General features: G+C 75.1%; 13 protein-coding genes. 7 read left to right on the top strand and 6 right to left on the bottom strand.

Annotation, left to right across the window (positions count from 1 at the left end):
• Position 1 precedes the first annotated feature (1 nt).
• Genes ACQP1P_RS19175 through ACQP1P_RS19190 form a run of 4 tightly spaced genes read left to right on the top strand, consistent with a single transcriptional unit; the run spans position 2 to position 5,989 of the window.
• Positions 2 to 1,510 carry a GH39 family glycosyl hydrolase gene (locus tag ACQP1P_RS19175; RefSeq protein WP_433088048.1) on the top strand — a complete coding sequence of 503 codons (1,509 nt, stop codon included), beginning with the start codon at positions 2 to 4 and terminating at the stop codon, positions 1,508 to 1,510.
• Positions 1,507 to 2,160 carry a hypothetical protein gene (locus ACQP1P_RS19180; RefSeq protein WP_433088049.1) on the top strand — a complete coding sequence of 218 codons (654 nt, stop codon included), beginning with the start codon at positions 1,507 to 1,509 and terminating at the stop codon, positions 2,158 to 2,160. Before ACQP1P_RS19175 ends, ACQP1P_RS19180 begins: the two co-directional genes overlap by 4 nt.
• Positions 2,157 to 4,208: a beta-galactosidase gene (locus ACQP1P_RS19185; protein WP_433088050.1), complete on the top strand. Its 2,052-nt coding sequence runs from the start codon at positions 2,157 to 2,159 to the stop codon at positions 4,206 to 4,208. The genes ACQP1P_RS19180 and ACQP1P_RS19185 overlap by 4 nt, the downstream gene beginning before the upstream one ends.
• Complete coding sequence (locus tag ACQP1P_RS19190; protein WP_433088051.1) at positions 4,205 to 5,989, top strand: alpha-glucuronidase; 1,785 nt, start codon at positions 4,205 to 4,207, stop codon at positions 5,987 to 5,989. The genes ACQP1P_RS19185 and ACQP1P_RS19190 overlap by 4 nt, the downstream gene beginning before the upstream one ends.
• Here ACQP1P_RS19190 and ACQP1P_RS19195 read toward each other — a convergent pair.
• Positions 5,951 to 6,508: a hypothetical protein gene (locus ACQP1P_RS19195; RefSeq protein ID WP_433088052.1), complete on the bottom strand. Its 558-nt coding sequence runs from the start codon at positions 6,506 to 6,508 to the stop codon at positions 5,951 to 5,953. The two genes, ACQP1P_RS19190 and ACQP1P_RS19195, sit on opposite strands and share 39 nt — an antisense overlap.
• A gap of 105 nt (positions 6,509 to 6,613) precedes the next feature.
• Here ACQP1P_RS19195 and ACQP1P_RS19200 point away from each other — a divergent pair, with 105 nt between their 5' ends.
• On the top strand, positions 6,614 to 7,192 hold the full coding sequence (locus tag ACQP1P_RS19200) for a TetR/AcrR family transcriptional regulator (protein ID WP_433088053.1): 579 nt from the start codon (positions 6,614 to 6,616) through the stop codon (positions 7,190 to 7,192).
• Positions 7,193 to 7,233: 41 nt separating this feature from the next.
• Here ACQP1P_RS19200 and ACQP1P_RS19205 read toward each other — a convergent pair whose 3' ends face one another.
• Complete coding sequence (locus ACQP1P_RS19205; RefSeq protein ID WP_433088054.1) at positions 7,234 to 8,577, bottom strand: hypothetical protein; 1,344 nt, start codon at positions 8,575 to 8,577, stop codon at positions 7,234 to 7,236.
• Positions 8,578 to 8,698: 121 nt separating this feature from the next.
• On the opposite strand from ACQP1P_RS19205, the gene ACQP1P_RS19210 reads away from it, so the two are divergent.
• Positions 8,699 to 9,505: a hypothetical protein gene (locus ACQP1P_RS19210; RefSeq protein WP_433088055.1), complete on the top strand. Its 807-nt coding sequence runs from the start codon at positions 8,699 to 8,701 to the stop codon at positions 9,503 to 9,505.
• On the opposite strand, the gene ACQP1P_RS19215 is transcribed toward ACQP1P_RS19210, so the two are convergent.
• Positions 9,506 to 10,618, bottom strand: a complete 1,113-nt coding sequence (locus tag ACQP1P_RS19215; RefSeq protein ID WP_433088056.1) for an MFS transporter — start codon at positions 10,616 to 10,618, stop codon at positions 9,506 to 9,508.
• Between the two features lie 80 nt (positions 10,619 to 10,698).
• On the opposite strand from ACQP1P_RS19215, the gene ACQP1P_RS19220 reads away from it, so the two are divergent.
• Positions 10,699 to 12,105, top strand: coding sequence for a PLP-dependent aminotransferase family protein (locus ACQP1P_RS19220; RefSeq protein ID WP_433088057.1), 1,407 nt, complete (start codon positions 10,699 to 10,701; stop codon positions 12,103 to 12,105).
• Between the two features lie 19 nt (positions 12,106 to 12,124).
• Here the strand turns inward: ACQP1P_RS19220 and ACQP1P_RS19225 are convergent, their stop codons facing one another.
• From ACQP1P_RS19225 to ACQP1P_RS19235, 3 genes are read right to left on the bottom strand one after another with little or no spacing between them, the layout of a single operon-like run.
• Positions 12,125 to 12,880, bottom strand: coding sequence for a sulfite exporter TauE/SafE family protein (locus ACQP1P_RS19225; RefSeq protein WP_433088058.1), 756 nt, complete (start codon positions 12,878 to 12,880; stop codon positions 12,125 to 12,127).
• Positions 12,881 to 12,930: 50 nt separating this feature from the next.
• Positions 12,931 to 15,471 carry an FtsX-like permease family protein gene (locus tag ACQP1P_RS19230; RefSeq protein WP_433088059.1) on the bottom strand — a complete coding sequence of 847 codons (2,541 nt, stop codon included), beginning with the start codon at positions 15,469 to 15,471 and terminating at the stop codon, positions 12,931 to 12,933.
• A 5-nt stretch (positions 15,472 to 15,476) separates the two neighbouring features.
• Positions 15,477 to 16,226 (bottom strand): ABC transporter ATP-binding protein, encoded by a 750-nt coding sequence (locus ACQP1P_RS19235; protein ID WP_433090051.1) that lies wholly within the window; start codon positions 16,224 to 16,226, stop codon positions 15,477 to 15,479.
• Between the last annotated feature and the right edge of the window lie 55 nt (positions 16,227 to 16,281).

Here is a 16,281-nt window from a genome sequence, read left to right on the forward strand (position 1 = left end):
GTTGACCGCCCCGATGCACGTGCCGGACCGGCCCTCGGGCCGCCTCACCGACGCCTGGCGCCACTGTGTCGGCGCCGGGCGGTTCGAGCTGGCGCTGCGCCGCGACTACCAGGACTCCCTCGCGCTCGTGCAACGGGAGATCGGGTTCCGGCACATCCGCCAGCACGGCCTGCTCAGCGACGGCGTCGGCATCCACCGCTCCTACGAGTTCGCCGGCGAGCGGCGCGTCGCGCACACGTACACCTACGTCGACCAGATCGTCGACGCCTACCTGGCGCTGGGGGTGCGCCCGTTCGTCGAGCTGGGCTTCACCCCCGCCGCCCTGGCCTCGGGCGGCCAGACGGTGTTCTGGTGGCAGGGCAACGTGACGCCCCCGGAGTCGCCGAAGGAGTGGACGGCGCTCGTGCGCGCCACGGTGGCGCACCTCGTCGACCGCTACGGCCTCGACGAGGTGCGCGGCTGGCCGATCGAGGTGTGGAACGAGCCGGACCTGAGCGCCTTCTGGCCCGGCGCCGACCAGGACGCCTACCACCGGCTCTACGAGATGACCGCGCACGCGGTGAAGGAGGTCGACGCGTCGCTGCAGGTCGGCGGCCCGGCCCTGTCGCCGGGGGCCGACGAGCACTGGCTGGCCCGCTTCGCCGACTTCGTCGCCGACCGTTCGGTGCCGATCGACTTCGTGAGCCGGCACGCCTACACGTCCGGGCCCGCGCAGCCGGTGCCGTTCGGGTCGTACCAGACCCTGCGCCCGGCCACGGCCCTGCTGGAGCAGTTCGCGGCGCCGCGGCGCACCCTCGCCGGCACCGCGCTGGCCGGGCTGCCGGTGCACATCACCGAGTTCAGCTCCTCCTACCGCCCCGACAACCCGATCCACGACACCGCGTTCCACGCCGCCTACCTCGCGCCCGTCGTGGCCGCGGCCGGCGATCTCGTGGACTCGTTCTCGTACTGGACGTTCTGCGACATGTTCGAGGAGGCCGGCGTGCCGGCGACCGTGTTCCACGGCGGCTTCGGGCTGCTGACCCACCGCCAGATCAAGAAGCCGACCTTCCACCTGTACGCCTTCCTCGCCCGCATGGGCCCCGACGTGCTCGCCCGCGGCGAGGACCACCTCGTCACCCGGGACGCGGCCGGGCACGTCACCGTGCTCGCGTGGGCCCCCGCCGACCACACCGGACGGTCCACCGTGGACGGCCACCGGGTGCGGCTGTCGGTGCCCGTCGGGCGGGCCGGGCACGCGTTCGCCGCCCGGTCCTCGGCCGGCGAGGACGCCGGGAACGCCCGGGCCGCCTGGGCCGCGATGGGCCGCCCGGCCTCGCCGAAGCCGCGCCAGCTCGACGCGCTGCGGGAGGCCGCCGAGCCGGTGCGCACCCACCGCCGCGTGCCGGTGCACGACGGCCGGGCCGAGCTCGACCTGACCCTCGGCCGCCACGAGGTGACCCTGGTCGAGGTGAGCCCGGTGACCGACGAGACGCCGCCCTGGTTCGACGACTCCCGGTTGTTCGGATGAGCACCCTGTCCCGCTCGGCCGCCCTGGTCTACACGCTCCTCGTCGTCGAGCTGCTGTTCCTGCTCACCGCCGCGCCCGGGCTGGCGCTGCTGCTCCTGCTCGATCGCTCCGCGAGCAACGTGCCGCTGTTCGCCCTGTGCGCGGTGCCCCTGGCCCCGGCGGCGTCCGCCGCCGTGTACGCGTTGCGTCGCCGCCGGTCCGACCTCGCCGACCTGCGTCCTCTGGCGGACTTCCTGCGCGGCTACCGGCTCAATGTCGCCGCGGTCGTGAAGCTGTGGGTCCCGGCCCTCACCGTGCTCTCGGTCCTCGCCGTGACGCTCACGAACCGCGCCGCCGCGGGCATCCCGGCCTGGTGGTCCACGCTCCTGCTGCTGCTGGCTGCGGTCGTGCTGCTGTGGAGCGCCAATGCGCTCGTCATCGCCTCGCTGTTCGTCTTCCGCACCGCCGACATCGCGAAGCTGGCCTGGTACTTCCTGGTGAGGCGGCCCGGTGTCGCGCTCGGCACCGCCGGGATTCTGCTGACCGCGGGCGCGATCACCGTGCTCGCCTCCGAGGCCGTCGCGCTGCTGCCCGCCTCGCTGCTCATCGCCGGGCTGGTGCTCGTGAGCCGGCCGATGTGCGCCGAGATCGAGGAGCGGTTCCTGCTATGAGCACCGGCATGAGCACCGGCACGAGCACCGGCACGAGCACCGGCACGAACGCGCGGATGGACGGCCTCCGGCGAAGGCTGGGCGGGTTCGCGTTCGGCGGCGACTACAACCCGGAGCAGTGGGACCCCGCCGTATGGCGCGAGGACGTCGAGCTCATGCGCCGGGCCGGCGTCAACCTGGTCACCGTCGGCGTCTTCGCGTGGGCGTCGCTGGAGCCGGAGCCGGGCCGCTTCACCTTCGGCTGGCTCGACGAGGTGCTGGACCTGCTGCACGCCGGCGGCATCAGCGTCGACCTCGCCACCCCGACCATGGCCCCGCCGGTCTGGCTCTCCCACGGCCACCCCGAGGTGCTGCCGGTGATGGAGGACGGCGAGACCTTCGGCTTCGGCAACCGGCTGCACTTCGACCCGACCTCGCCCCGGTACCGCGAGCACGCCGTGCGCATCGCCGGCAAGCTCGCCGAGCGCTACTCGCACCATCCCGCGCTCGCGATGTGGCACGTGTGCAACGAGTACGGCCCGACGTCGTACGGCCCCTGCGCCGCCGAGGCGTTCCGGGCCTGGCTGCGGCGCCGCTACGGAAGCCTCGACGCGCTCAACGACGCCTGGTACACCCGGTTCTGGGGACAGCGCTACACCGACTGGGAGCAGGTCGCCCCGCCCGAGATCCCGCGGTCGTGGTCGAACCCCGCGCGCCGCCTCGACTTCAAGCGCTTCACCTCCGACGCGCTGCTGGAGTGCTTCGTCGCCGAACGGGACGCGATCCGGCGGTACCGCGACGACCTGCCGATCCTCACGAACTTCATGCGGTTCTACCGCCACACGGACTCCTGGCGCTGGGCGCGGGAGGAGGACTGCGCCGCGCTCGACATCTACCCCGATCCCGGGCAGCCCGACGCGCACGTGTCGGCCGCGCTGCACTTCGACCTCATGCGGTCCCTGCGCGGGGAGCCCTGGCTGCTCATGGAGCAGGCCGCCTCCGGGGTGTCGCAGTGGCGGGTCAACAACGTCAAGCGCCCGGGGCGGATGCGGCTGGGGTCGTACCAGGCGATCGCCCACGGCTCCGACAGCGTCCTGTTCTTCCAGTGGCGGGCATCGCGGGGCGGGCACGAGCGGTTCCACTCGGCGATGCTGCCGCACTCCGGCACGGGATCGCGCACCTGGCAGGAGGTCTCGGCGCTGGGCAACGAGCTGCCGCTGATCGCCGGGGTCGCCGGCCGCTCGTCCTCGGCGTCCGTGGCGCTGCTGTTCGACTGGGAGGCCTGGTGGGGCCTCGAGGACACCTACGGCCTGCCCCGCAACGACTTCGACTACGCGCGGATCGCGGTGGAGCACTACCGGCCGCTGCTCGAGGCGCACTACGCCGTCGACCTCGTCGCGTTCGGCTCGGCGCTCGATCGCTACCGGGTGCTCGTCATACCCAACGCCTATCTTGTCCCCGACGGGTTCGCCGAGCGCGTCGAGGAGTTCGTGGCGGCCGGCGGGACCGTCGTGATCTCGTTGTTCTCCGGTGTCGTCGACCGGGACAACCAGGTGCGGCAGCCCGCCTATCCGGGTGCGTTCCGGCGGCTCATCGGGGCCCGCATAGACGAGTACTGGCCGGCCCGGGAGGGGGAGTCGTTCGAGGTCGAGTTCGCGGACGGGACCACCGCGACCGCCGACTGGTGGCAGGAGAGCCTGCACCCGGAGACGGCCACGGTGCTGGGGCACTACACGACCGGTGAGCTGGCCGGGCGTCCGGCGCTGCTGCGCAACGACATCGGCGCGGGGCGGGTCGTCTACATCGGCACCCGGCTGCCGGCGGACGCGCTGCGGGACACGGTGCTCAGCGCGGTGCGGGCGGCGGGGGTCGCGCCGATCGTCGAGGGCGCACCGCCGCACGTGGAGGCGACGCGGCGCGAGCGGTTCCTGTTCCTGCTCAACCACTCCGGCACCCGCACCACGACGGTCGCCCTGCCGGGCCCGGGCGTGGACCGGCTGACGGGGTCCACAGTGGACGACGCCGTCGTGCTGGCGCCGCTCGCCGTGGCCGTGGTGGAGCTGTCGTGACGGCGGTGCACCCGGCCTGGCTGCCGCGCGAGGCCGGCGACGGCATCGTGCTGACCCGCGACCCGGACTGCGGGCTCGGGGAGGAGGGCTACACGATCGCGCGGGCCGGCGGGGTCACCACCGTCGTCGCGGCCGGCGAGCCCGGGCTCATGTACGGCGCGTTTCACGCGCTGCGGCTGCGCGAGGACTGCCCGGCCGCCACGCACCGGCCCGCCAAGGCCCGGCGGGTGATGCAGCACTGGGACAACGTGTTCGTGCACCCCGTGATGGGCCAGGTCGAGCGCGGCTACTCCGGCGGGTCCGTGTTCTGGCAGGACGGGGCGCTCACCGCCGACCTCGACCGGGTCTCGGACTACGCGCGGCTGCTCGCCTCCACCGGGATCAACCTGGTGTCGGTCAACAACGTCAACGTCCACGCGGGCGAGGCGCGGCTGCTCACCGACCGGATCGGCGAGGTGGCGGCGCTGGCCGCGCGCTTCCGGCGGTACCACATCCGGGTCCTGCTCAGCGTGTCGTTCGCCTCGCCGGTCACGCTCGGCGGGCTCGGCACCGCCGATCCGTGCGACCCCGCGGTGCTGGCCTGGTGGGCGGCGGCGGCCCGGCGGGTGTACGCCGCCATCCCGGACTTCGGCGGGTTCGTCGTCAAGGCCGACTCGGAGGGGCAGCCGGGGCCGTTCGCCTACGGGCGCACGCACGCCGACGGGGCCAACGCGCTCGCGGCCGCGCTGGCGCCGTTCGGCGGGGACGTGTACTGGCGGGCCTTCGTCTACAACCACCGGCAGGACTGGCGGGACCGGACCACGGATCGGGCCCGGGCCGCGTTCGACCACTTCGCCCCGCTCGACGGGCAGTTCGCCGACAACGTCATCCTGCAGGTCAAGCACGGTCCGATCGACTTCCAGACCCGCGAGCCCGTCTCGCCCGTGCTGCTCGGGATGGCCGCGACCCGGCTGGCGGTCGAGTTCCAGGCGACCCAGGAGTACACGGGGCAGCAGCGGCACGTCTGCTACCTGCCGCCGATGTGGTCGCCGGTGCTGTCCGCCGTGGCCGATCGCGTCGACGCCGTCGTCACCGTGTCCAACGTCGGCGAGGACCCGTACTGGACGGGGCACCCGCTCGCGCAGGCGAACCTGTACGCGGCCGGGCGGCTCGCGTGGGACCCCGCGCTGGACCCGATCGCGCTGCTGGACGAGTGGATCCGGCTCACCTTCCCGGACGCGGCGGCGGACGTGCTGCACGCCGTCATGGACTCGTCGTGGGCGGTGTACGAGTCGTACACGGCGCCGCTCGGGGTCGGGTTCATGGTCAAGCCGGGGCATCACTACGGGCCGGACGTCGACGGCTACGAGTACAGCCCGTGGGGGACCTACCACTTCGCCGACCGGGACGGGGTCGGCGTCGACCGGACCGTCGCGACCGGGACCGGGTTCAGCGGGCAGTATCCGCCGCCGTGCGCCGCCCGCTACGAGTCGCTCGAGACGTGCCCGGACGAGCTGCTGCTGTTCTTCCACCACGTGCCGTACGGCCACGTGCTGCACTCCGGCGTCACCGTGATCCAGCACATCTACGACACCCACTTCGCCGGCGCGGCGGCCGTGACCGAGATGCGCCGGCGGTGGGCGTCGCTGCCGCCCGCGCTCGTCGGGGAGGGTCTGCACGCGCGGGTCGGGGAGCTGCTGGCCGAGCAGGAACACTCGGCCGCCGAGTGGCGCGATCAGATCACCACGTACTTCTTCCGCAAGTCAGGCGTTGCGGACGCGCTCGGCCGTCGCCTCTACTGACGGCTCGATCACGGCCTCGCGTCGCAGCCGCAGGGCGGAGACGAGGAAGAAGATCCCGCCGACGGTGGCGTAGCCGGCCACGTTGGTCAGCGCCGGGTCGTCGGCGCCGGCCGCCAAGAGGAACGAGGTGCCGGCGAGGACGGAGAGGCCGCCGCTGAGGATCATCGCCCACTGCCCGCCCATCGCGCGCCGGCCGAGCGCCACGAACAGCTGGACGAGGCCGGCGACGATCGCCCACGCACCCCAGACCCGCAGGACGGCCGGGATGCCGGACGCGCAGGCGACGGCGAGGCCGATCGCCGCGAGCGTGCTGATGGCGACGTTGGCGTAGAGGAGCCGGGTTTTGCGCGGCGCGGCGCGGCGGGCGTCGACGATCGCGGCCGCCACGTCGACGGCGGGGTAGAGCACGAGCAGCGCGACGGTCGCCGGCCCGAGCCGGTCCGCCCCGGTGACGAGCACGAGGGCGGCCCACGCGATGGCGAATCCGAAGCGGGTGAAGTAGAGCTGGCGCAGCGTCACCGGCGTCTCCTGGTTCTTCGAGGGGTAGAACGTTCTGTCTCCCTAACCCTGACCGCTGGGGTGTGGCTTGTCAAGACCGAACGTTCTATCTAGTACGATGGGCGCATGAGTCGCAGCGAGGCCGGGGCCCGGCCGTCCGAGGCGCGCTCGCGGCTGCTCGGCACCGCGAGCCGGATCTTCTACGCCGAGGGCATCCACGCCGTCGGCATCGACCGGATCATCGCCGAGGCGCAGGTGACGCGGGCGACGCTGTATCGGCACTTTCCGGGCAAGGACGACCTGATCCTGGCGTACCTGCACGCGGCCGACCGGGCGATCCGCGAGCAGACCGAGCAGGCCCTCGCGGACGGGCGCCCCGCGGACGAGGCCGTGCGGGCGATCAGCCGGGCGATCGCGGACGGCATCCAGGGCCGGGGGTTCCGCGGCTGCGCCTTCCTGAACGCCGTGGCCGAGTACCCGGACCCCGGCCACCCCGTGCACCGCGCGGTCCTGGAGCACCGGCAGTGGTTCCTGGACACGATCACGGCCCTGCTGGCCAAGCTCGGCTTCGAGCCCGCGCCGCCCGCGGCGCGGCACTACGTGATGCTGCGCGACGGCGCGATGGCGTCGGGCTGCCTGTTCGACCCGGCCCTGATCGGCGACACGTTCCTGGCCGGCGTCGAGGCGCTATTGACGACCCGCTGAGGCCGCCGCCCGCGCGCCCGACGAGGACGGGGCGGAGCCGGTCAGCCGGTCCTGCTCGACCAGACGGACTGCTTCGCCGCGGTGTAGAGCACCGCCGCCCCCGCGTCCTCGACCTGCAGATAGGCCGCGGCCTTGCCGGTGGTCTTGGTGCTCCACAGCGCCTTGCCGGCGCTGTCGTACACCACCAGGTTGCCGTCGCCCTGCAGCATCACGGACGCGCCCGGGTGACCGCTCGTGCCGCTCTTCCACACGACGGTCTTGGCCGCGTTGCGCAGCACCAGGTTCCCGTCCGGCTGCATGAGCAGCGTGAACCCGCCCTTCGCGGCCGTCCTCGACTGCCCGGCGCGCAGGCGCTGGCCCGCCGTCAGCCGGCTGATGCCGTCGGTCGCGGTGGACCAGACCGTCTTGCCGCCGGCCGTGACGACCAGGTTGCCGCCGTCGCCGAGCACGGCCGCCGCGCCGGTGCTGCCGAACGTGCCCGAGGACCACTGGGGCTGCTTGTCGGCGCTGTAGACGACGAGGTTGCCGTCCGGCTGCATCAGCGTGTACCCGCCCTCGTGGCCGCTCGTCTGCGCGGACCAGACGACCTTCTTGTCCGCACCCGCGACCACGAGGTTGCCGTCGGGCTGCTGGGTCAGCGTGAACTTCCCGTCGGCCGTGCGGCGCTGCTGGCCGGACGTCAGCCCCTGGCCGGGGTAGAGCCGCGTCCGCTCGGCCCGGCTGGACCACGCCTCCTGGCGGTCGGTGCGCGACACCACGGCGTTGCCGTCGTCGCGGACCTCGAGCAGGGCGCCCTGGCCGCCGGTGGCGCTGCGCCACAGCGCGAGGCCGCCCTTGCCGTAGACGACGAGGTCCCCGTTGCGGTCGAAGCTGGCGGTGGCGCCGGGATTCGCGGACGTCTGCGACGACCACTGGACCCGCTTCTGGTCATCGGCGAGCACGAGGTTGCCGTCCGGCTGCTGGGTGAGGGTGTACTTCCCGTTCGGCGAGCGCAGCGCCTGCCCCGGGCTCAGCTTGGCGCCCGGCTTCAGCTCGGCCGGCACCGCCTGCGAGGCCGTGTCCCGGTCGCCGCCCGTGGGGATCTCGCCCGAGAACTCCGACTGGCTCGCCGCGGCCGACGGGCCCGTCTGCTGGGCCGCGGCCGGCGTGGGGGTGCTGTCACGGGAATCGACGAGCTTGACGGCCACGACCGCCCCGGCGGCGACCGCGACCGTGAGCCCGGCGCCCGCCAGCCACAGCCCCACCGGCCGGCGCCGCACCGGGGCCACCGGCGGCGGGACCGGCGCCACCACGGGGAGCTCGGTGGTGGCCAGGTCGCCGGGGCTGATCCCGGGCGGGGCCGCCCACGGGGAGGAGCCGTCGCCGCCGCTGCCGTACCCCGTCATGCCGCCCCCGCAGTCCCGTGTGTCAACGATCGAGAACCGTAACGCCTCGGCGCCGTCCGCTCCACTCCGCGATCCCCGGAAACCGGCGAAAACCCAACATTTGCCGTATACCGTGACCAATATGCGGATGAACGGGTTGACCTGGCCGGCCGTTGCCGCCACCGCCGTCGCGCTGCTGGCCGGCGGGTGCGGCTCGACGACCGAGGACGCCGGCACGGCGACGCCGGCCACCACCGCGGCGGCGACCACGAAGGCGGCCAGCGCCACCGAGCAGCTGACCGCCGCGGCGGCGAAGACGAACGCGGCGGCGTACACGTACAAGGCGGCCGACCCGAGCGTCGAGGGCTCCATCGAGGGCGCGATCGACCCGGCCGCGGCCACCGCCACCGGCAAGCTCTCCGTCGGCATCGACGCCAGCACCAAGATGTCCGTCGAGACCCTGCTCGTCGCGGGCGGGTACTACGTGAAGATCGGCGGGCTGCCGATCCCGGGCATCGACGGGTCGAAGTGGTTCAAGTACGACCCGGCGAAGGTCCCGGCGGGCAACGCGCTCGGACTCGGCGACGCCAAGGACCCCGTCCAGCTCTCCGCGATGCCCGCGAGCATCGCCGGCGCGCAGAGCACCGACGGCCGGTCGTTCACCGGCACGCTCGACCTCACGAAGAAGGCCTGGGGCCCGTTCAACGACCCCGAGCTGATCACGGGCCTCGGCGACAAGGCGAAGGCGGTGCCGTTCACCGCGACCGTCGACGCCGAGGGGCACCTGACGGCGCTGAAGGTCAGCCTGCCCGCGTACGCGGACACGCCGGCGTCCGACACCGAGGTGACGTTCGCGGGATTCGGCCAGCCGGTCACCGCGACCGCTCCGGCGGCGGCGGACGTCATGGAGGCACCGGCGGCGCTGTACGACGTGCTGAACAACCAGTAGCTACCGCGCGCTGCGGCGGTCCCGGTGGATCAGGGGCAGGGCCGGCAGCATCAGCGCGGCGGTGAGCAGGAACGTCGCCGGGTAGCCGGCCGCGCCCACGATCAGCCCGGCGGCCATCGCGCCCGCGGCCATGCCGAGGTCGTACGCGCTGTTCCAGATCGCGCTCACGGTGTTCTCGCCGCCGATGGGCACCCGGTTGAACATCAGCGTCAGGGTCGCGTTCTGCAGCACGCCGAAGCCCGCGCCGAGCAGCAGGGAGCCCGCGACCATCGCGGCCGGGCGGCCCGTCAGGGCGAGCGCGGCGGTGCCGGCCGCGGCCAGCAGGATGCCCGGCGTGAGCAGGCGGGCCGGGCCGTGGCGGTCGCCGAGGTGCCCGGCGAGCCAGCGCGCGGCGGTCGCGGCGGCCGGCTGGGCGAGCAGTGCCGCCGGGGCCACCCACGCGGGGAGCCCGGCCGCGGCGAGCGGCAGGTACGTCACGATCACGCCCACGGCGGTCGTCGACGCCGCGAAGATGAGCGCCGGGCGGGTCAGCGCCGGGCTGCGCAGGCCCGCGAGCACGCCGCGGTGCCCCTCGGCCGCCGGGGTGCGAGCCGGCAGGCCCGGCACGGACAGCAGCGCGAGCAGCGTGGCCGCCGCGGTCGCGACGAACACCGGGCCGAAGCCCCACCGGTGCGCCGCCCACACGCCCAGCGGCAGCGCGATCAGGCTCGTCACGCCGCTCACGACGCCGATGAGGGCCAGGCCCTCGCCGCGCCGCTCGGCGGGGATCAGGGTCGCGGTGAGGGCGCCGCCGGCGACGGTACAGACGGCGAATCCGGCGCCCCGCACGAGGCTCACGGCGACGATCGCCGGCGGCGAGGACGCGAACGCGAGCACCACGGTCGGGGCGCCCAGCAGCAACAGGCCCAGCCCCAGCGACCAGCGGTAGCCGATCCGGGCCACCAGCCGCGGCGTCACCAGCTCGACCACCACCGTGGCCACGAGCAGGGCCACGGTCGCCAGGCCCGCGCCGGCGGAGGAGTCCGCCAGCATCGGTACCACGGACAGCGGCAGGTAGAACCCGACGGCCGACCCGGCGATGGAGACCAGGCGCAGCAGCACGGGACGGGTCACGAGGCGTGGGCGAGGGAGCGTCCGAAGGGCCATGGACAGGACGCTATGCCCCGACCGGCACACTGGTAAGGTCCAGTTCCATGCCTGTGCAGTGGGCCGGTTCGGGCCCGGAGCTGCTGGTGACGATCGACCGGAGCAGCGGCGCCGGCCTGCGCACCCAGCTGGAGGAGGCCCTGCGCGCCGCGATCCGCACCGGCCGCCTGGCCGGCAACGACAAGCTCCCGTCGTCCCGCGAGCTGGCGCGGCGCACCGGCCTGTCCCGCGGCCTGGTGCAGGACTGCTACGCGCAACTGCAGGCCGAGGGGTACCTGACCAGCCGCCCCGGCTCCGCGACGCGCGTCGCGGCCGGCGCGGCCATCCGCCCCGGACCCGCGCCGGGGCGGCCGTCGGCACCGGCGCCGCCGCCGATCGCGGACTTCCGCACCGGCGTGCCCGACCTGGGCCTCGTCCCGCGCGAGGATTGGGCCTGGGCGGTCCGCGAGGCCTGCCGCACCATGCCGGACGCCGCGTTCGACTACGGCGACCCGTCCGGCCGGCGCCGCCTGCGCGAGGTCCTGGCCGCGTACCTGACCCGCGTCCGCGCGGCCGCCACGACCCCCGGCCACGTGATCGTCTGCGCCGGCATGGCCCAGGCCCTGTCGCTGATCCTGCCGGTGCTGCGGGCGGACGGGGTGCACACCCTGGCGGTCGAGGACCCCGGCCCGGGCTCCTCGACGGCGGAGCAGGCCTCGGCCGCCGGCCTGCGGGTGCTGCCCGTGCCCGTGGACGAGCACGGCCTGCGGCCCGGGGCGCTGGGCGACGCGCGCGCGGTGCTCGTGACCCCGGCCCACCAGTGGCCGACGGGCGTGGTGCTCTCGGGTCCCCGGCGGCAGGCGCTCATCGCCTGGGCCCGCGAGCGCGACGGCATCATCATCGAGGACGACTACGACGCCGAGTTCCGCTACGACCGCGACCCCGTCGGCTCGCTGCAGGGCCTGGCGCCGGACCGGGTCATCTCCCTCGGCACCGTGAGCAAGTCCCTGGCCCCGGCCATCCGCCTCGGCTGGATCGTCGCGCCGGACCGCTGGCTGCCCGCCATCGCCCACGCCAAGCACCTGGCCGACCGCGGGAGCCCGGGGATCGACCAGCTGGCGCTGGCGGCGCTGCTGGAGTCGGGCCGGTACGACCGGCACCTGCGCCGGGTGCGCACCGAGTACGCCGCGCGCCGCGAGACCCTCCTGCGAGCCCTGGCGCGGCACGCCCCGCGGCTGCCGGTGACCGGCCTGGCGGCGGGCTTCCACGCCGTGCTGACCCTGCCGGACGGCACCGACGAGGCGGGCCTGATCCAGCGCGCCCGCGCCCGCGGCGTCGGCCTGTACGGGATGTCCGGGATGTACCGCGGGACGGGCGCACCGAGCCCGCGGCTGGTCCTCGGCTTCGGCGACACGTCCCAGCGGGCGATCGAGGCGGGCATCGAGGCGATCGCCGAGCTGCTCGACGCCTCCTGACGGGCCGGCGGCCACCGGCTCACGTGACGAAGAGGACCACCGCCACCGTCGCGGCGAAGACGACGATGATCCAGCGCAGCACCTCGCCCGGCAGGCGGCGGGCCACGCGCGCGCCCACGTAGCCGCCGGCGATCGTGGCCGGAGCCAGGATCGCCACCACGGCCCAGTTCACCGGGCCGAACACGCTGTAGAGCAGCACCGTGGTCACGCCGACGACGGCCGAGAAGACGTTCTTGAGGGCGTTGAGGCGGCGGAGGGGCTCGGGCAGTACCAGGGCCAGCAACGCGATCAGCAGGACGCCCATGGCGGCGTTGAAGTAGCCGCCGTAGAGGCCGCAGGCGAACACCGACAGCTGGACCCGCACCGCGGCCCGCCGTGGCGAGATCTCGTGCGGATGGCCGGCCAGGGCCCGCAGCCGGCTCTGGAAGGCCATCATCGCCGCGGCGCCCAGCAGCAGGAAGGGCACGACGACGTCGAAGACCTCGTGCGGGGTGAACAGCAGCAGGGCGCTGCCGCACAGGGTGCCCGCGACGATCGTCGGCAGGATGGCGCGGATGCGGCTCGCCTGCCCCTGAAGCTCCGGGCGGCTGCCGACCGCGCTGGCGGCGTAGCCGGGCGCCACCGAGAGCGCGTTGGTGACGTTCGCGGCCACGCCGGGCAGGCCCAGGCCCACGAGCAGCGGGAAGGTGATCAGGGAGCCGCCGCCCGCGATCGCGTTGACCGTGCCGGCCAGGAGGCCGCCGCCGAGCAGGAGCAGGGCCTCACCGGGGTTCACCCGATCATCATGACGGATCCGGGGGCGGATGGCCCGCCCCCGGCACCGCGTCAGGCCCGGCCGATGGCGTCCAGCACGTCCAGCCGCGCGGCCCGGCGCGCGGGCAGCAGGCCGGCGACGAGCCCGGCCACGGTCGCGACCGCCACGATCAGCGCGAGCCGCCCGAACGGCACCTCCACCGCGAGCGGGGTGCTCGAGCCGAGGGCGGTCACCGCGCCGGCCCCGAAGCCGAGCCCGAGGGCCACGCCGATCACCACCGCCAGCACGGCCACGAGCACCGCCTCGCCCCGCACCATCCAGCGCAGCTGCGTCCGGCTCATGCCGACGGCCCGCAGCAGGCCGATCTCGCGGGTCCGCTCGAGGATCGACAGGGCGAGGGTGTTCGTGATGCCCAGCAGCGCGATGGCCACGGTGAACAGCAGCAGGGCCGTGGTCACGCCCAGGATCTCGTCGACGCCGCGGGTCCGGCCGGCCACCGCCTCGGCCTGGTCGCGCAGCTGGGCGGTGGGCGTGCCGGCCAGCGCCGCCTCGATCGCGCGCCGGGCGGCGGCCGGGTCGGCCCCGTCGGCGAGCCGGACGAAGACGCTCGCATCGACGTTCTCGGCGTACAGGCGGGCGTAGGTGTCCAGGCCGATGATGTAGTCGGTCGACAGCGCCTGAGCGTCCGCGTCCCGCAGCAGCCCGGCGACCGGCAGGCGCTGCTCGCCGGTGCGCGCGAACGTCATCGGCAGCGTGTCGCCGACGGTGAGGCCGCGCTCGCGGGCGACCCGCTCGGCCAGGATGACGCCGCCGGCCAGCGCGTCGAGCCGGCCCGCGACCAGGTGCAGGGACGTGACCCGGGGCAGGGTCGCCGGGTCGACCGCGGTCAGGGCGCTGGTCATGGTGCCGTCCTTCCAGTGGCCGTAGCGCAGCCGCGACGCCACCGCGACCTCGTCCAGCGCCGCGACGCGGTGCTGCACGTCCGGCGGCAGGCCGCCGAGCATCTCGTTGCGGCTGCTCTCGATGACGTAGTCGGCGGTGATGGTCTCACCGTAGGACTGGCGGATCGCGGAGCGTACCGACGTGCCGACGACCGCCATGAAGCCGATCAGCGCCAGGCCCAGGGCCAGGGCCGTCGCGGTCGCGGCGGTGCGCCGGGGCGCGCGGGCGGCGCTCTGCCGGGCGAGGCGGCCCGGCACGCCGGCGAGATCCAGCGGCCGTCCGGCGAGCCGGGCCAGGACGGGGGCGATCGCCGGGCCGAGCAGCGTCAGCCCGCCGACGGTGACGAGCGCCCCGGCGCCGAGCAGGCCGAGCGACCCGCGCCCGGCCAGGACCACCCCGAGGGCCGCCGCGCCGGCGAGGGTGACGAGCGCCCCGCCGAGCGCGCGGGCGCGGTTCGTCGCCGGGCCGGTCCGGGCCTCGAGCGCGGCCTCGCGCATGGCCTCGACGGGCGCGATCCGCGCGGCCCGGCGGGCGGGCGCGACGGCGGCGGCGACGGTGATCAGCACGCCGATGACGGCCGCGGCGGCCACGGTGCGGGGGAGCAGGACGAGCTCGCCGTCCGGCAGCGGTACGCCCACCCGTCCCGCGAGCGCGCGCAGCCCGGCCGCGGCGGCGACGCCGAGCCCGATGCCCGCGGCCGAGGCGGCGGCGCCGATGAGCGCGGCCTCGCCGAGCACCGAGCCGAGCAGCTGCCGCCCGGTGGCCCCGGCGGCCCGCAGCACCGCCAGCTCGCGGGTGCGCTGGCCGATGACGACCGCGAACGTGTTGGCGATGAGGAACCCGCCGACGAGCAGGGCGGCCGCGGCCAGCGCGAGGAGCATCGCGCGCAGGTACCCGACCTGGCCCTTGGCCGCCGCCGCGCTCGCCGCGGCCACGTCCTGGCCGGTGACGACCTCGGCGTCGGCGCCCAGCCGCTCCGCGAGGCGCTGGCGCACCTGCGCCACCGTCGCGCCCTCGCCGACGGCGACGGCGATCTCCGGCACGCCGTCGCCGAGCCCGAGCAGCCGCTGCGCGGCCGGGAGGGTGACCAGCGCGACCGTCGTGTCCGGCAGACCGGGCCGGTCGCCGAACCAGGCGAGCCCCACCACCCGCAGCGCGGCGGCCGACGCGGCCTGCACGGTCACCGTGTCGCCGAGCGCGACGTGGTACTCGCGCGCGGTGGCCGCGTCGAGCACGACCTCGTCGCCGGTCAGCGGCGGGCGGCCGGTGCGCACGGCGAACGCGTTGAACGGCTCCGGCGTCCACGAGCGCAGCAGCGACGCCCCGGACGGCACGAGGGTGCGCCCGCCGGCGGTGAGCAGCGCCTGGCCGCGCGCGGCCGGCTGGGCGTCGGCGACGCCGGGCACGGCGCGGACGCGCTCGAGGGTCGCGGCCGGGAGCGGGTCGCGCTCGACCTCGACGCCCATCGCGTCGTCGAACGCGGTGGCGCGCCGGACGGTCAGGTCGGTGCCGGCGGCGGCGGTGCGGAACTGGGCGTCCAGCGCGCGGCCGGACGTGTCGGTGAGCACGAGGGTGCCGGTGACGAACATGATGCCGAGGGCCACGGCGAGCAGGGTGAGCGCGAGCCGGGCCGGGTGGGCGACGGCGTTGCGCAGGGTCAGGCGCCACATCGCGGTCACCGCCCCGCCCGCGCCGGCGCGTCCAGGCGCGTCATGCGGGACAGGACCGCGTCGGCGGTCGGCTCGCCGAGCTCGTCCACCACGCGGCCGTCGGCGAGGAAGACGACCCGCTCGGCGTGGGCGGCGGCCCGCGGGTCGTGGGTGACCATCACGATCGTCTGGCCGAGGTCCCGCGCGGCGTGGCCCAGGAACGCCAGCAGGGCATCGCCGCTGCGGGAGTCGAGGTTGCCGGTGGGCTCGTCGGCGAAGACGATGTCGGGCCGGGCGATCAGGGCCCGGGCCACCGCGACCCGCTGCTGCTGGCCGCCGGAGAGTTCGGCCGGGCGGTGGTGCAGCCGGTCGGCGAGCCCGAGGGTGGCGACGAGCTCGTCGAACCAGGGCCGGTCGACCGGGCGGCCGGCCAGGGCGAGCGGCAGGCCGATGTTCTCCGCGGCGCTCAGGGCCGGGATCAGGTTGAAGCCCTGGAACACGAAGCCGAGCCGTTCCCGGCGCAGCAGGGTGCGGCGGCGCTCGTCGAGCGCGGTCAGGTCGGTGCCGCCGAGCAGGACCCGGCCGGAGTCGACGGTGTCGAGGCCGGCGAGGGCGTGCATGAGGGTCGACTTGCCGGAGCCCGACGGGCCCATGACGGCCGTGAAGCTGCCGGCGGTGATCGCCACGCTCGCGCCGTCGAGCGCCCGGACGGCGGTGTCACCGCGGCCGTAGATCTTGACGAGGTTCTGGGCCTGTGCGGCCAGGTCTGGTTGCATGCCCGGCAGCGTGCGGCCCGGCGCTGTCCGGCCCCTGGCGCGGCGCGGACAGCGG

It is taken from the genome of Dactylosporangium sp. CA-052675 (assembly GCF_050947935.1).
Taxonomy (GTDB): Bacteria; Actinomycetota; Actinomycetes; order Mycobacteriales; family Micromonosporaceae; genus Dactylosporangium.

What these genes read in the sequence shown, in the direction of transcription:
- ACQP1P_RS19200 (WP_433088053.1), top strand. Translation starts at nt 6,614, where the DNA reads ATGAGTCGCAGCGAGGCCGGGGCCCGGCCGTCCGAGGCGCGCTCGCGG.
- ACQP1P_RS19185 (WP_433088050.1), top strand. Translation starts at nt 2,157, where the DNA reads ATGAGCACCGGCATGAGCACCGGCACGAGCACCGGCACGAGCACCGGC.
- ACQP1P_RS19230 (WP_433088059.1), bottom strand. Translation starts at nt 15,471, where the DNA reads ATGTGGCGCCTGACCCTGCGCAACGCCGTCGCCCACCCGGCCCGGCTC.
- ACQP1P_RS19180 (WP_433088049.1), top strand. Translation starts at nt 1,507, where the DNA reads ATGAGCACCCTGTCCCGCTCGGCCGCCCTGGTCTACACGCTCCTCGTC.
- ACQP1P_RS19220 (WP_433088057.1), top strand. Translation starts at nt 10,699, where the DNA reads ATGCCTGTGCAGTGGGCCGGTTCGGGCCCGGAGCTGCTGGTGACGATC.
- ACQP1P_RS19235 (WP_433090051.1), bottom strand. Translation starts at nt 16,226, where the DNA reads ATGCAACCAGACCTGGCCGCACAGGCCCAGAACCTCGTCAAGATCTAC.
- ACQP1P_RS19205 (WP_433088054.1), bottom strand. Translation starts at nt 8,577, where the DNA reads ATGACGGGGTACGGCAGCGGCGGCGACGGCTCCTCCCCGTGGGCGGCC.
- ACQP1P_RS19210 (WP_433088055.1), top strand. Translation starts at nt 8,699, where the DNA reads ATGCGGATGAACGGGTTGACCTGGCCGGCCGTTGCCGCCACCGCCGTC.